Annotated in this window: 11 protein-coding genes; 3 read left to right on the top strand and 8 right to left on the bottom strand. The window is 68.8% G+C overall.

Annotated features, from left to right (window positions below; translation table 11 throughout):
- Genes ACIQOW_RS20615 through ACIQOW_RS20635 form a run of 5 tightly spaced genes read right to left on the bottom strand, consistent with a single transcriptional unit; the run spans position 1 to position 7,206 of the window.
- Positions 1-1,221 (bottom strand): lanthionine synthetase C family protein, encoded by a 1,221-nt coding sequence (locus ACIQOW_RS20615; RefSeq protein WP_401086998.1) that lies wholly within the window; start codon positions 1,219-1,221, stop codon positions 1-3.
- The gene (locus tag ACIQOW_RS20620; RefSeq protein WP_401087001.1) at positions 1,222-4,251 is read right to left on the bottom strand and encodes a thiopeptide-type bacteriocin biosynthesis protein; all 3,030 of its coding nucleotides are present in this window, start codon (positions 4,249-4,251) and stop codon (positions 1,222-1,224) included.
- A complete protein-coding gene (locus tag ACIQOW_RS20625) occupies positions 4,151-5,059 on the bottom strand; it encodes an LLM class flavin-dependent oxidoreductase (RefSeq protein WP_401087003.1) in 909 nt (302 codons plus the stop codon). Before ACIQOW_RS20625 ends, ACIQOW_RS20620 begins: the two co-directional genes overlap by 101 nt.
- Positions 5,056-6,972 (bottom strand): ABC transporter ATP-binding protein, encoded by a 1,917-nt coding sequence (locus tag ACIQOW_RS20630; RefSeq protein WP_401087005.1) that lies wholly within the window; start codon positions 6,970-6,972, stop codon positions 5,056-5,058. The genes ACIQOW_RS20625 and ACIQOW_RS20630 overlap by 4 nt, the downstream gene beginning before the upstream one ends.
- A 45-nt stretch (positions 6,973-7,017) precedes the next feature.
- The gene (locus tag ACIQOW_RS20635; protein ID WP_396253573.1) at positions 7,018-7,206 is read right to left on the bottom strand and encodes a hypothetical protein; all 189 of its coding nucleotides are present in this window, start codon (positions 7,204-7,206) and stop codon (positions 7,018-7,020) included.
- A gap of 286 nt (positions 7,207-7,492) precedes the next feature.
- Here ACIQOW_RS20635 and ACIQOW_RS20640 point away from each other — a divergent pair, with 286 nt between their 5' ends.
- On the top strand, positions 7,493-8,260 hold the full coding sequence (locus ACIQOW_RS20640) for a hypothetical protein (RefSeq protein ID WP_401087007.1): 768 nt from the start codon (positions 7,493-7,495) through the stop codon (positions 8,258-8,260).
- 97 nt (positions 8,261-8,357) lie between these two features.
- Here ACIQOW_RS20640 and ACIQOW_RS20645 read toward each other — a convergent pair whose 3' ends face one another.
- Positions 8,358-9,605 carry an erythromycin esterase family protein gene (locus tag ACIQOW_RS20645; RefSeq protein ID WP_401087009.1) on the bottom strand — a complete coding sequence of 416 codons (1,248 nt, stop codon included), beginning with the start codon at positions 9,603-9,605 and terminating at the stop codon, positions 8,358-8,360.
- The gene (locus tag ACIQOW_RS20650; RefSeq protein WP_396253576.1) at positions 9,605-9,913 is read right to left on the bottom strand and encodes a hypothetical protein; all 309 of its coding nucleotides are present in this window, start codon (positions 9,911-9,913) and stop codon (positions 9,605-9,607) included. Before ACIQOW_RS20650 ends, ACIQOW_RS20645 begins: the two co-directional genes overlap by 1 nt.
- Before the next feature lie 635 nt (positions 9,914-10,548).
- On the opposite strand from ACIQOW_RS20650, the gene ACIQOW_RS20655 reads away from it, so the two are divergent.
- The gene (locus ACIQOW_RS20655) at positions 10,549-11,616 is read left to right on the top strand and encodes a hypothetical protein (protein ID WP_401087011.1); all 1,068 of its coding nucleotides are present in this window, start codon (positions 10,549-10,551) and stop codon (positions 11,614-11,616) included.
- Positions 11,617-12,392: 776 nt separating this feature from the next.
- A complete protein-coding gene (locus ACIQOW_RS20660) occupies positions 12,393-13,439 on the top strand; it encodes a tyrosine-type recombinase/integrase (protein WP_401087012.1) in 1,047 nt (348 codons plus the stop codon).
- A gap of 12 nt (positions 13,440-13,451) precedes the next feature.
- On the opposite strand, the gene ACIQOW_RS20665 is transcribed toward ACIQOW_RS20660, so the two are convergent.
- Positions 13,452-14,468: a hypothetical protein gene (locus ACIQOW_RS20665; RefSeq protein WP_401087014.1), complete on the bottom strand. Its 1,017-nt coding sequence runs from the start codon at positions 14,466-14,468 to the stop codon at positions 13,452-13,454.
- Positions 14,469-14,708 lie beyond the last annotated feature (240 nt).

Raw genomic sequence — 14,708 nt, forward strand, 5'->3', positions numbered from 1 at the left:
TCACTCCGCACGACCGGAACCGATGGGGACGGTGAGCAGCCGCTCCTCCCACAACGGGGGCACCTCCGAGGCGAGGTGGAGCAGCGTCAGGGCGACCCCCAGGTCTCCTTCGAGGAACGAATGCTCCGACCGCATTCCTTCCCGACCGTAGTACTCCAAGCCCCCTCTGGCCCGGCGGCGCTGGACGAAGTCCGTCCAGAAGTCGATCACGGCATCGGCTGCCGGTAGTCCGTGGTCGCGCCGCACGCGGTTCCCGAAGTAGATCAGCCCGGCGGCGCCGTGGCACAGGCACGGGTCCACCACCCGAGTGCGGTCCACGGGCCTGACTGCGGCGGTGGCCGCGACGTGCCGTGCGACCTCCGCCACCGCCGGGTCGTCGGTGGCCTTCGCGGCGACGTCCAGGGCCAGGGCGATGCCTGGGTCCCCGTAGCACCAGGCACTGCGCGAGATCTCGTAGCGCAGTTCGACGGCCTGCGGGAACACTGCGCCGTCCGTGTCGGTGCGCTGCTTCAGCAGCCATCCCAGGGATTCATCGAGCAGCTTCCTGGCCCGCTCCCGGGCAGGTGTGCCGCTCATCGCGACCGAGGCGAGGAAGGACACGAGGCCGGCATTGCCGTGCGCCATGCCGAGGTCGCGGTAGCCGACCAGGTGGGGAGTCTCGGCGAGCCTGAACCGGGCAGGCGCCAGCCGGATGAACGCTCCGTCCCCATGCTCGGTCCGCGCTTCGATCACGTCCATGACACCCGATGTGATTTTCTCCCTGGCGTTGCGGGAGGGATGCACCAAGCCGTAGACGCCGAGCCCGAGGACCCCGGTCGGCAGGTCCACGTCGACGTCTTCCGGATACTCCTCGACCCACCGCACGACGGTGTCGTCGATGGCCGTCAGGCCTCCCAGCCCGACGCCGTGGACCCGGGACAGCTGTACCGCCGTCCAACCCACGTGTGCAGCACCGCCGTACAGCCAAGGGGTGGCGCCGTGCCCGGCCCTCAGCAGGCCCATGGCATCCCGAAAGGTGCCGATCGCGCCTTGGTCCTCACCGGTCACCCGGGCGAACTCCAGCCGGGCCAGGGTCACGTCGAGCTGCAGGGACAGGTCGTCCGTCCCGGCCGCGCCCTCGAGCGCGTCCTTGTAGAGGGTGCGGGCCAGGGACATCAACTCCTCAGTGCCGAGCGGCGCCGGCGGCTCGTGATGATGATGATGACACGTTCCGTTCGACACTCAGGCCTCCGATCGAGCTTGACGCTCACGCATCTTCCGGGTTGCCAGTTCATGGGTCAGGAACTCGAGCCGCCGGGGATCGGAGGCGAAGATCCGGTTGCAGTGCATGTGCAGGACGGATGCCAGCACACGGATGGTTGTTCGGGTGTTCTCCGTGGAACGGAGGGATTCGATCAGCGCCTTGAGTGTTGCCGCGGTCCCCGGGCTCACCGCGCCCTCGGCCAACTCCCGGTCCAGTGCGGCCCGATGGTCCCGGTGGTACCTGCCCACCCGGTTACCCGTCTTGAAGAAGGAGAGGCCCAGGCCGTCCTGGCAGGCTTTGAGGAACCTGAGGCGCTGCGCGTCGTCGTCGAACAGCACGCCGCACCACTGAACGACGTCCGCGACGGCGCGGTAGAGGCGCGCGGTCTCGTCCGGGCCGCCGGCGAGGAACCGCGCGATGTCGTCGCTGTCGGTGGAGAAGAGCTCCTCCGCGAGCAGGAGGTTGGCCGGGCCGCCATAGCGGCCGATCTCCGGAACGTACTCGCCCGCCGCGGTACGGGACGCCAGCCCCTCGGCCACGAGCTCCCGGCCGAGATCTTCCATGGCCGCCAGCACACCGGGGCGGTCCCGGAGACGCACCGGCCGCATCCGCACCCGGACATGGTGCCCGTCGTCGTTGTAGCGCAAGAAGAACCAGGCGTTCACCAGCCCTTTGGACTCCAGGTCGGAGACCAGGCGGTGCACCCGCCCGATCAGGCGGTCGGCGGCGGCGGTACCCGTGTAGTACTTGAAGTACGTCCACCTGCGGCCCAGTTCCGGGTCGAAGGCCCTGGGCACCTCCGCACCGGACTCGGGCGGGACGGTGCTCCTCAGCGGGACGATGATCTCCGCGGTGTGACGGCCCCCGGGCCCCTCCACCGCCGGGGCCTCCAGTTGCGGCATCTCGATGAACTCGACGTGGCTGCGGGTGCGCATGCGCTCCAGGGCATCGCGCACCGACGCGTTGGAGTGAATGTCCATTGGCAGGACCTGGTCGTACTGCCCAACCCCGATCCAGCGCCGTTCGCCGAGGCCCTCCAGCGCGGCGCGCAGGTCCTCGGCCGGCCGCTCGGATCCCAGGATCTTGCGGACCTCGTCCGTCGTGAGGTGCCACACCTCCTTCGCCACGATGACGCGGCCGCAGGTCACCCGGGGCAGGTGCGGGAGTCCGCCGAGGTCGCCCCAAGTCCAGCCGATCGGCCGGATGTCCGCGACATGGCCGAGGAACGTATAGAGCGGGTGGGAGCCAACGGCTCCCACGTTGTGGGCCGAGTTCAGCTCGATGAGCACCCGTCGCCCGGTCTCAGCGTCGCGGATCCGAAACTCCGAGCCGACCAGGCGAATGAGCAGCCGGTCCAGGGTGAGAGTGCCACCCGCGCCGCCAGAGAACGCGATGGCGTCGTCGAGCAGTTTCGGTCGGAGCAGGACGTTTCCGACCCGCCCTTCCGGGGCGTGGACGAGTTCGGCGCGGATGGGTGCGGACGACGCCCCCTCGGACGGGTCGGCCTCGCGCTGCTCCTCCATCCAGGCCCGCAGCCGCTGTTCGGCGTCCGGCCGGGACAGCGCGAAGCGTGCCAGCAGGGCGGTGGGTGTCCGGCGGTGGCCCGCGAGCAGGACGCTGTGGAACCCGCCCTCATGGTCGCCGAGGAGGGCGGCATGGGCGGACTGCTGGGGGGTACGCTCGGCCATCGGGTAGACCCCGATGTCGAAGGACTCTCCGGTCTTGAGCCAGTGTGTCAGCGCCCGGACGACCGGCGAGTACAGCTGCAGCTTCGGAGCGGCACCGTAGGACTGGACGCCGGCTTCCTCGGCCACCTTGGACATCTCGCGCTCCGAGCCGGCGAGGATGCCGTTCTCCTGGTCGGTGGCTTCGAGCAGCGGCACCTCCGCGTCCTCGTAACGGGCCTGGAACGCCTCCCGGGCGCTCTTGAGAGCGTCGGGGGCGGGGAACAGGCCGTCGAGTCGCCGCAGCGTCTCCTCGAGGTCACGGACGGTATCGCGACTGACGGTCGCCTCCCGGACCGGGAGTTCCAGGTCGATGTGGTAGCGGTCCTTCGTCGGTACGCCGCGCAGTGCCGGAACTGATGCGCCGGCCCTGTCCCAGGCGCCGGCCAGGGTCCCGGTGAGATGCGGGCCGACCGGCCGGAGCCCGCAGGCCTCGTCGAGGAGCTCGCGGACGGCCACCGCGCGGCCGTGGCTGCCGACGCGCTCCAGCGTCTCGACGGTGATGTCCCCGGGCTCGCGCCCCGGCTCGATGAGGTTGATCGCCCGTAGCAGCAGGCCGGAGTCCACCAGGTTGCCCAGGAACGCGCCGACTGCGGAACGGGGGGTTCCGGGGCTGCGGGCCGTGAGCGCGTCGATGATATCGGCGCCGAACACCGTACCGGCGCCGCAGATCCGCCGGACCTCCTCGATCGCGGGGGTCGCCCGCAGCCGGACGACGTCGGCGCTGGCATCGCCCTGTTTCGCGTACCGCAAGTCGGGGCCGCTGCGGCGCGCGGTGGGATTCACCCGCAGCGGCCAGTTGGCCGGACCGGTTTCGTCCAGGGCCTCTTTGATGGCCACTTCCAGCGCCTCGATGTCCACCCTGATCCGGGCCCGGTCGCCCCCCCGGTCACCCAGGACCAGGCGTTGGACGGCGCCGATCCCGGCGATCGCAGTGCCGGCGAACAGGCCGTAGGGGGTCGCGCGGCCTCCCATCCTGCTGGCGTACCGGCCGATGGTGCTCTGCGCACGCGGGTGGTCCCCGGCCAGCGTGACCAACTCGGCACCCGCGGCCAGGGCCACGGCCGTGACCACCCTCGGGTCCCGGAGCACTTCGGCGGCAGGCCTTCCCCAGGTCTCCTCCACGCTCAATGCGGCGACGCGCAACAGTCCTATGTCGGCTGGCACTCGGTGTCCTTCCCTCTCAGCCGCAAAGCCCTGCGACCGCTTCGTAGATGTCCTTGACCGCTCGGCTGTGCGCGACGGGGTCCTGCGACACCTCGGCGATGACGACCTCGTCCGCACCGGTCATCCGCTGCACCCGGACGACCGCCTGGGCGCATTCCTCGACGCTGCCGGCGCAGTTGACGACCACGGGCCGGCGGTGCGCATCGGTGATCGTGGCGGCGGACCGGTCGCTGGTCAGCACCGTCATCGCCACCGCGGTCGTGCCCGAGTCCGGGCGCAACGAGCGGTACGTCTCGAACTGCTGCAGGCAGGCGTCCAGATTCGGGTTGAGGAAGAGGCCGTGGGAGTAGTTCAGCCCGAGCTTCCCGGCTACCTCAGCGGATCCGCCGCCCGCGCCGTGCATCCAGCGCTCGTGGGGCAGGTCCAGTGGCGCGATGGCCGGCGACCCGGTGTCGAGCAGTTCCAGCAGTTGGTCCAGTGCGGCCGTGAACTGCCGGTCGCTCTTGCGGAGGTGGTCGAGGATCTCGGAGCCCGGACCGCCGAAGTCACCGCGCCCGATGCCCAGGTCGAAGCCGTTGGGGCTGAGTCCGACCGCGTCCCCCACCTCGACGGCGGTGAGGTAGGGGTCGCGTACGCGCAGCAGGGTGACCGCCGAGCCCACGCGGGCGCGGCGGACGTGGGTGCCGAGCATCGCGGCGAGCAGTAGCGGGTTGGCACACGCGCTGGCCGGTCCGTGGTGTTCCGGGAGCCAGATCCGGGAGTATCCGACCTCGTCGGCCAGCAGCGCGGCCTCCGTCGCGTACTGCTGTTTCTCCTGACGTGACCGGTCCGGCGCGAAGTCGAAGTACTCGATGAGTCCGAGTCGCGGCGGCAGTGGGTGCTCGCCGGCCTGCCGGGTGGGGCCGTCCGTCCTGTCGGGGATCACCGGACCTCCGTGAAGACGCTCGCTTGCAGGGTGTACATCTCGGAGTAGAGGCCCTGGAGGGCCATTAGGCTCTCGTGCGTTCCGCTCTCCACCACCTCGCCCTTGTCGAGGACGAAGATCCGGTCGGCGTTGCGGACGTTGGAGAACCGGTGGGATACGACGATCGCGGTCCTGCCGTTCAGGTGGGCCTTGATGTCGTTCAGCAGCGCGTGGTCGGCCTGCGCGTCGAGCGCGGAGGTCGGCTCGTCGAGGATGACGAGTTCGCGGGAGCGGTAAAAGGAGCGGGCGATCGCGATCCGCTGGGCTTCCCCTCCCGACAGCGAGGTCCCGTCGACGAACTCCGGACCGAGCTGGGTGTCCACACCGTTGGGGAGGCGTCCGATGATGTCCTCCGCTCCTGCTTCGTCGATCGCGCGGTCGATCTCGGCGCGTTCCGGTGCACGCCGGACGTCACCAATGGACACGTTCTCAGCGACCGTGAACTGGTAGGTGACGTGGTCCTGGAAGACCGTGGTGACCTGGTCCCGCAGGGCCTCCCGGTCGTAGACCGCCGAATCCAGGCCGTTCCAGCGCACTTTCCCGGAGGTCGGCTCGTAGAGAAAGGCCAAGATCTTGGCCAGGGTCGTCTTTCCGGAGCCATTGGGGCCGACGAAGGCCACCAGCTCGCCGGCCCGGATAGTCATCGTGACCTCCTTCAGGGCGTCACGGTCGGCCGCGGGGTACCGGAAGCTGAGGTTCTCGACGCAGAGCTCATCGAGCGCCTCGGGCGACCGACCCGCACGGTCCGCGCCGCTCGTCCCCTGCGCGTACCGATAGAAGTCCTGCTGGTCACTCAGGAACAGCCCAGCTTCCGCGAGTTCACTCAAGGGCCAGCCGAGACTTCCGAGCTGGGCCCCAAGCTGCGACAGCGCCATCGCCGCCGCTATCACTTCCGGCGTGCCGAGCCGTCCCGAGTAGTAGAACCAGCCGAGGACGGCGATGCTGGAGGTCAGCAGCAGCCCGAGGGCGAGCTGCCCGCCCAGGAGGCTCCGCCGCTGCTTCCCTAGCAGTGCCCTGAGTTCGTCCAGCCGCTCGCGCGAGAGCCGATCGTACCGCTCGGACAGGTGTGCCATCAGGCCGAACGAGCGCACTTCAGGGGCAGGTTGGCGGGTGGAGATCAGTTGGCCCAGATACCGGCGCCGGCGCTCCAGCGGGGTCATCCGGCCGATGAACTGGAAGCGCTGGCCGGCCAGCCTGATCGACACAAAGAAGATGGGGACCACGGTCAGCAGCACGGCGGGCACCAGCAGGGGCTCCAGGAGGAAGAGCCAGCCGACCAGGGCGGTGGCCCGCAGGGCCGCTGCGATCAACGAGGTGGAACTGCGTACCACCTGGGTGGGCCGGTAGTCCGCCGTCGCCTCGGCCCTGGTCATCCGGTCGTGGATCTCGGGCCGGTCGAAATCGATCAGGTCGAGTGCGGCGATCGCCCGGTGCATGCGGGTGGCGGTCAGCCGCTTCACGTGCTCGGACAGCAACTCGCGGATGACCTCGCGGATGTTGTCGATCGAGGCACTGACGATGGTCAAGCCCACCGCGGCGCCGAGCCAGGGGAGCATCGCTTCGACGGCGACCTTGGCGTCGGGCGCGGGGCCGCGCCCGACGAACGCCTGGGCGGCTCCGCGGATGACGAACAGCTGGCCGACGCCGAACAGCGCCGCCACGGCCGGCAGGCCCACGGCGAGTACGAAGAGCCGGCGGTCCGCCTGGTAGCTGAGCCGCAGGGAACCTGCGATGTTCTGGACCAGTGTCCGTGATTGCGGCGCCTGCCGGCGACTGTCCTGTTTCACGCCAACTCCCTCATCCCTTTCCCCAACCCGGACCGGCCATGCGAGGACGACCGGCGCGGTGCGCCTCGCATGGCCGGCAGCAATCACGGCAGCGGGATCGCACCCGGGGGGCGACTACCCGTCACGCCGTTGTCAGCAGGTGCAGGTGGAACCCGGAGGGCAGTCGCACGTCCACTTGCAGCTCCAGCAGGTGGTGGACGTGGTCCAGTCACCCTCGACCGCCATGCTGGCACCGAGGTCGCCGCCTCCGGGGGCGGAGAACACCTCCTGGTCGATCGACAGGTCGAGCTCTCCGACCATTTCAGCAAGGGCCTGCGGCATATCTTTCTCCTTTCGGTGTGACCTAGATCTACACACTGGCACCCGAGCATCGATATCCGCTCAGGCCCATCCACAGAAGCACACGGCCACCGCACCGTCAACGCCCGAACGATGCCGCGTCGTCTATATTTTCGAGCCCTCACACTCCTCCCCTAGGGCACCTACCAAAAAGCCCGTGAGAGCATTTATCGAGGCATCACGAACGCTGCTGCGGGAAATATAGATGCAATATAGACACCCTTGCTAGGGTCGCTGCGGGCCAACTTCCGACCAATCAGGGGGCACCATGAATGACCGGCTCAGCCGGCGAGGAGTGGCGCGGGTTTCGCTCGGCCTCGCCGCAGGAGCGGTTATCGCATCGATCCCGGCCAACGCCCAAGCAGCAGGCCGGTCGCGAGGGCCCAACGCCCGCGACGACGCCCGCGCCATGGAGCTGTGGCACGCGTTCGACCAGGACACCTACCACCGCCCGGTCCCCGCTTTCGCCAAGGCGATGGATGAACTCCACCAGAAACTCGGCGATCAAGTAGAGGGGGCGCTTCTCACATCCTGGCGCTACCACATGCGCGCAGGCACTTACCCGCAAAGCTTCGCGGCCCGGATGAAAGATTTCAAGGATCAGCTCTCAGCCATCTCGCAAACCGAGCTCGCAGTCTTCGACAGATTTTTTGGCGAAGACTTCAAGGGCCTCACCCGTGCCTTCTCGACATTCGGACAGGGAACTCTCTTCGATCCGCGAGAAGAACAGGGAAACCAGGTCCACACCATGAACTACGGCCCGAACGGCTCGGCACCACTCGGATACCACATCTGGCACGCCTTCATTCGCGCCATGGCCGAAACGGGGATCGATGCCGACCGATGGAACCAGATCAACCCGCTCGTCGGATTCGCCTGGGCGCTCCAGACCGCCGCGAAACCGTCGGTGGCCACGCCCAACCCCGGACTCCCGCACGATGTGGTGCACCGACTGGCCCACAAGTGGCTGAGGATGGATCAGCAGCAGTTGGATCAGGAGTTCATGAGCATCCCCTACCCGAACGGGATGTCCTAAAGGCACTCCCTCCCGGGCAGGAGGGTGGGGGCCGCAGGACGGATCGGCTCTCCGAACCGTCCTGCGGCCCCTTGCCAATCGTGCCGCACGAGGTGGTTTACGGCAGAAGGCGGGAGCAGGACGACACCGCGACATAGGCCAGTCCGTCGTACTCCTCGGCCGGCACGGTCGGCGTCAGGCTCAACCGGTAGGTCCAACGCGGCACCAACGCACCGAAGCTTCGCATGACCTGGCTTTCATGGAGCCAGTGCTGTGCGCCCGCCGGGGCATCGGCGCTGGCCCGTAGATCCACCAGATGGTCCCCAGGGCAGGCGGCGGCGAGTCGCGACTCCACGGCAGCGGGGCGGGGTGGGCCGATCCGGTTGCCGACGGCGGGCGGGACGCCCGTCCATCGCCGATGTCCGGGCCACACCCGCCGCGCGCGAAAGGCGCCACTGCCGAACAGCAAACCGAGCGCGTAGTAGGCCGCACCGATCCGTGCGTTCAAGTGCCAACCCAGCACCGGAACCGCGCCACCCTGGCGGCCCTTCATGACATGGCAGTTGTGGGCCCACAACACGACCTTGGCGGACGGGTCCTCAAGCAGTTCCCCCATGGCATCGGCCATGTGGCGATCGCGTGCGGCGAAGGCGGTCTGCAACGGATCCGTGTGCCGACGAGCGTGTGTCGCCACGTCGGCGGCTCGCACCAGGATTCGGGCATGTTCGATCGCATCGGCCGCTTCAGGGCCGAACTCATCGAGAGCGTAGAGGAGTTCGTGCGCATCACGCACCAGTCGCCGGGCACCCGGGAACGATCCCGGATTCGCCATAGAGAGCACGCCGAGGGCAGAGTGGAGGGTGGTCAAGCGCTCCGGTGCCACTTCGCGAAGAAATGAGTCCAGTACTGCGAGCGAGCCCCCGCACCGCTGCGGATCGATGCCTGCGAAGCGCACCTTCTCATCCTCGGGTCGGCCGCGGTTGTAGGCGCGCATCCACTCGATCACCGCGAGCACCTCATGAGTCCGCCAAGTCCAGAACCCCAACCCGGCAAGCACCTTGCCAGCCTCCCCGGCACCATGGCGCACATAGGCGTCAACTGCCGGACCCGCCGACGCGCTCGCTTCCATGGCCAGGGTTCGGAAGCCCAGCTCCGTCACCAGGAACTCCAGCAGGCGATGCTTGAGCTGGAAGAATTCACGCGTGCCGTGCGTGGCTTCCCCCAATCCCACGATCCGTACGCCAGCGAGGACCTCCTTCAGCGGCTGAAGGTCAGCTGTGGGTGCTCCTGCGACAAGGCTGTTCAACGGCAGAGCATTTTGGGCCAGCCAGCCGGTCAGCTCGGCTGACGCGGCGTCCCGGTCCATCAGGCTTCGGTGTCGGGAGCCGGTCGGTGATACGCGTCTCTCGACTCCTCCCCGGGCTCGCCATTGTTGCCGATCAGACCGCGCTCAGTGATCTGCACGCCGTGGAGACGGAAGGCGCACTCCGGAGCCGCCACCCGGGCAAAGTCGATCGCCTCCACACTCTTCGACCAGGGCACGTACGTAGCCATGACGCCGCTGGCTCCAGCCAAGCCCCGTGACTCGCTCCAGATTCCGGGGTTAGTGACAAGGACCCAGCTGCGACTGTGCTCCAGCCACATGTATGAGTGCGTGACCTTGATGGATCGCATGTCGCATAGCTTACGCAACTACGGTGCCACACCGACAAATTGACGGATATCACGCGCTGTTCGACCAATGACAGTGAGCATCAGTCGAGTCAAGTCGCACTGCAAGGTGATCTCCACGTGCTGCGTCCACCTGGTAGATGGCCACCTGCTCAGCCTCTCGGCCACCTGGGGCGACAGCATGGATGACCTCCTCGGTACCGCGCCTGCCTCCGCACCGATCTCCTCGCGTTGGCCGGGCCGAGGCGACCTGACGCCGCGTCCCAAGGGCGACGGTCGCGGGGGAGGGGGCAGAGCCCCTAACTGCTCCGGCCGGAGGATCAGCCCGGCTCTCGGCTGCCGACGACGGCACTGCCTGCTGAACGTCGCGATCTCCTGGACCGGACGTTGGGCGTCCTCGCCCGCGACCTGTACGACAAGACCGCGACTGCGCCGATCGGCCTCGACGAACACCTGCGAAAGGCCACGATACGCCCGGCGCCGTGGTGGAGTTCGCAGTCGCCCGCCTCACCTCGGTCGTCATCGTGCCCCAGGTCTTCGACCAGCTCCAGTACCTCTTCTGCCGCGTCCCAATACGCTGGCGCAGCGTCAGAATAGCGCCATCACTGCTATCAGCAGACTCTGGAGGTATGCCTTCAATGACCCGTTACAGCATCGACCGTGAACGACACGAGCTGATCGCGACCTGGGGAACGGGCGAGGGTGATCTCGCCACCAGGATCACGGCTCTCCCCGCCGACGCAGATACCTCGACGCTTCTGGGCCTGACCCGCGCGCTCACCCACCTGTCAGAAGCCGCGTGGCACACCTACACCCACCCCGCCAGCGCCGCCGGTTCCCTGGAGCCGAACACCGAGGGCTGGCGCCGCGAGCAGGAACGCAAGAGCTTCGACGAGGTCGCCGAGGCCATTACCCAGCCGAACCTCCCGCAGGGCGGCATGCTCGACGTCTCCTACAGCCCCCTGGTCGAATCCGCCCACCGCACCGGCCGCGCCCTGCACGCCCTCGACAATTCGAACCTCACTGCGGCTGTCCTCGCGGAAGCCATCACCGAACTCGCCGCCGTGGAAAGCGCCGAACTCGGCGATCTCACCGACCGCGCCCGCCAGGCCGTCCTCCTCAGCCGGGAAAGCGCTTCCCCCGTCCAGATCGCCGCCGCCGACCACCTGCTCGAACAAAACCCCTTCGGCCCTGCGGCGCTGTTCTCCGAGATCGACCCCACCGCCGCGGCCGTCGCCGCGGCACACTGGCTTGCAGCGGCCGCCCAGGTCACCGCCGAAGCTTCCGGCCAGTCCCCCACCACCGTGCTCCTCGAAGCCGGCACCTCCCCCTACGACGCGATTACCGGCCTGGTACGCCACGCCCTCCACATCGCCGACGGCCTCCTCCCCGACCCCGCCGGGCTGCGCGAACAACTCGAAGGCCTCGACGACGAACTCGCCGATCACGTCGGCCCGGACGCCGACCCCGAGGACACCGGCCTGCGCCTGACCCCGCTCGACCCCAAACGCCCCGCCCACGACCTCCTCGAAGACCTCCTCGCCGGCATCCACGGCTGCTGGCGCCTCCACGAGGAATACGACGAACTCGACGACGAGGAGGGCTGGGACGACGAGCACGCCGAAGCGCACCAGGACCACAGCCGAAGCCATTTCGCCCAGCTCGTCCGCGAAACCGCCACCGTCCACCACGACCGGCTCGTCTGACCATCTGCCCGACCGTCGACCGGTCGCGCCCACCCGTGTCCATATTCCCCCGCACCGTCCAAACGAGGGCCAGTCGGCATCCACACACGGTTGCTCCGTCGTCGGCACGACAACACACCTCACCCTGGCGCCGCGCACTCCACTACGGCCAGCCCAGCTGCCCCGCCATTCGGTGACACCGTGTAGGCGGTCCTGTGGCGGTAGGCGTTCGGTGGCCACGCCGGGCTGCGTGCCCCCGCGACCCCCGTCACGAGATCCCCGGCCCGAAGTCTGTAGCCCACCCGGTCCCGCGAGCACCACGTCAGCCGGAGAGGGGGCCAACGAGCCCGAGCGGCAGCTGCCCCCGACCCGACGTGCCCAGATGCGTCGCCTCTTGCGGCTACGCCCACGAGATTGGCAGAGCGCGCACCCAGCGCCGCTTGGTCAAACCTGGCTCCGAGTCGGATTGGGGTGAGCGTGGTGTCGTGCGCTGTGGGTGTGCTTCGGGCCCCTTTGCTCGGTGCGACTTTGTGGCTGCTGGGTGGGCAGTCATGTGGTGGAAGTTGCTTGTGTGAAGGGAGAGTTCGATGGCGGGTAGTGGGGCTGAATTCGAGCGTGGGCGGGTCTACCGGCGCTGTGGCTGCCGGGGTGCGGATCGCCGTCCGATCGGGGCGCGCTGCCCGCGGCTGGCGGCGGATGAACTGCACGGGAGCTGGGCGTACGCGGTGGACATGCCGACGAACGGAGAGGGACGCAGCACCCGGCGGCGCAGCGGTTACGGGTCACGGGAGGATGCCGTGTACGCGCTGCAGTGCGTGCTGAACGCGGAGGTGACGGGTGTGTTCGAGGACCGCAAGCTCACGGTCGGTGCGTTCCTGCTGGAGTGGGTGGCGTTGAAGGAGCGGACGCTCAAGCCGTCCACCGCGGCGGCTTACGGCAAGTGCGTCCGTCAGGAGCTTCTTCCGGTGTTCGGCCGGATGCGGTTGAAGGATCTGCGCTCCCGGCACGTCGCCGCCTGGCAAGCCGACCTACGGGATCAGGGGCGCGGCGCGCCGACTGTCTATCGGCTCGGGGCGACGCTGCGCAGTGCCCTGAATCATGCCGTCCACAAGGAGCGTCTGATCGGCTACAACGCGGCCGAGGGCGCCATCGGGGCGCGACCGGCGGCGGCCGAGCGCCTGTGCTGGACCGCGGTGCAGGCAGCGGCGTTCCTGCGTCACAACGAGCTGTACTACCGCGACCAGGTCGCCGACGTGTTCGAGGTGATGCTGGGAACCGGGATGCGACGCGGGGAGGTGCTGGGGCTGCACTGGGAGGACGTCCACTTCATGGAGCGCAAGATCTTCGTCCGCTGGACCCTGGCCACCATCGACAACAACGAACTTCACCTCTGCGCGCCGAAGACCAAGGCGAGCAGGAACTGGGTCAGCGTCAACCCGCGGGTCCTGGCCGCGCTGCAGCGCCAGGCCGACTACCAGCGGTCTCTGCTGCCTCCAGGAGCGCCGTTGCGCGGACTGGTCTTCGCGGGCGTCGACGGAGCCCCGCTGCGCCCGCAGTACGTCCTGGACCAGTTGCGGCGCCGCCAGGCCGAGGCCGGACTGCCGCAGATCACGATTCACGACCTGCGGCACACGGTGGCGACCATCATGATCACCTCCGGGGTGTCCATCGCCATCGTGTCGAAAGCACTGCGTCATTCCACCATCGCGACAACCATCAACATCTACGGGCACCTGCTCAAGCACGCGGCCGACGACGCGGTCAACGCGCTTGCCCAGGCATACGAGCTGGCTGCCACCGATCTGGATGACTGGCCCGGTTTCCGGCCTCGCCACGCTGCTTGACCGGCCTGGGTGTCAGCCTCCCAGGAGCAGATCGGCTACCGCCAAGGGAGCGGTGAGTGTGACCTGGCCGGCCGACCAGTCAACACCGAACTGATGGACCGCGATCACCCCGGCTTGCCAAGGGGTGAGCGGATCGTGCTCCCGGCCGGTGAGCGGCTCCGTCTCAAGCAGCGGGAGCGCCATCTGAACCAGGCGGACGGGCCCGGCATGCTTCTTCTCGGCGTGCCGACGTGCCTGGTCGATTGAGGACGTGATGAGGCGCTGGACATTGTCCAGCGCCTCATCACGTCCTTTGCGCCGCCGACCGAACGCCTCGTAGACCACGGCGGACGCCGCCCGCACGCAGTCAGCCACCGGCGCCTCGCCCTCGGCACAGGCGCTCTGCCAGCGCGTCCATGCCTCCGCCAGCAGCCACTCCCCGTCGGCACCCCAGCTCCCCGTACAGGCTGGCAGCGCATCCCGGAGCCCGACCGGCGCGGGCATGGCGGCCACGCAGGCGGCCGCCAGCAGTTCGCGAGGGTCGATGCGGCGGACAACTGCTCCGCGAGCCTGCTCGACCGCGCCGGTCAGCGCGAACAGCCTCGGTCCCGCCCAGGGCTTCAGCCAGGGGAAGGCGGCGGTGGCCGCGAAGCCCTGCAGCGCGCGTGTCTGCGCGCGCCGCCACACTCGCACCGCCCGGGCGGGCTGGGCGCTCGCTGCCCCTGACGTCAGCGCCAGATCCGCCTGCGCACCCTCGCCCACCTCCACAGCGGGAGTTCTCAGCCCTGCCACCGCGAGCGCGAAGTCGTTGACGGGATGGTCTGCTGGCAACGTCCACGCGCAGGACCCGCACAGCGGCCCGGCCGCGAGCCCGACCCGCCCCGGCCGCGCACCGAGACCCAGCCGCCGGCATGCCCGGTCACCGTGAAGCACAGCCCGGGCCTCGGGCACGCTGTGGCAGTCCAGGAGGAGGGAACCCAGCGAACCCAGGGGCACGTCATCGCCGAAGATCTGCCCCAGCCGTACCCGGCGCGCCCCACCCGTCAGCACACCGTCTCCCGAAGCCCGCGGCCTGCCGGGCCCCTTTGCGCCCCAGCAAGGAGGACCGCCTGGCCAGGGTGGCTCCCGCCTGCGTGGTGGTCGCATGGTGGTCGCAGACCTTCGCCTTGCGGGGCCGCCCCCGCGCCGACATCTGGCCCAGAAAATGCGGACACAGCGGAAGAAAGCTCACAAATTGAACGATACTCACGCCCGGCCGCGTCAACCCCGTGACGCGAGGTCACCCGCCAC

The sequence above is a fragment of the Kitasatospora sp. NPDC091335 genome, from assembly GCF_044757205.1.
In the GTDB taxonomy this organism is placed as follows: domain Bacteria; phylum Actinomycetota; class Actinomycetes; order Streptomycetales; family Streptomycetaceae; genus Kitasatospora.

Bases quoted from the DNA above. Each gene is read 5' to 3' on its own strand.
- ACIQOW_RS20635 (WP_396253573.1), bottom strand. From the start codon at position 7,206: ATGCCGCAGGCCCTTGCTGAAATGGTCGGAGAGCTCGACCTGTCGATC.
- ACIQOW_RS20655 (WP_401087011.1), top strand. From the start codon at position 10,549: ATGACCCGTTACAGCATCGACCGTGAACGACACGAGCTGATCGCGACC.
- ACIQOW_RS20650 (WP_396253576.1), bottom strand. From the start codon at position 9,913: ATGCGATCCATCAAGGTCACGCACTCATACATGTGGCTGGAGCACAGT.
- ACIQOW_RS20645 (WP_401087009.1), bottom strand. From the start codon at position 9,605: ATGGACCGGGACGCCGCGTCAGCCGAGCTGACCGGCTGGCTGGCCCAA.
- ACIQOW_RS20640 (WP_401087007.1), top strand. From the start codon at position 7,493: ATGAATGACCGGCTCAGCCGGCGAGGAGTGGCGCGGGTTTCGCTCGGC.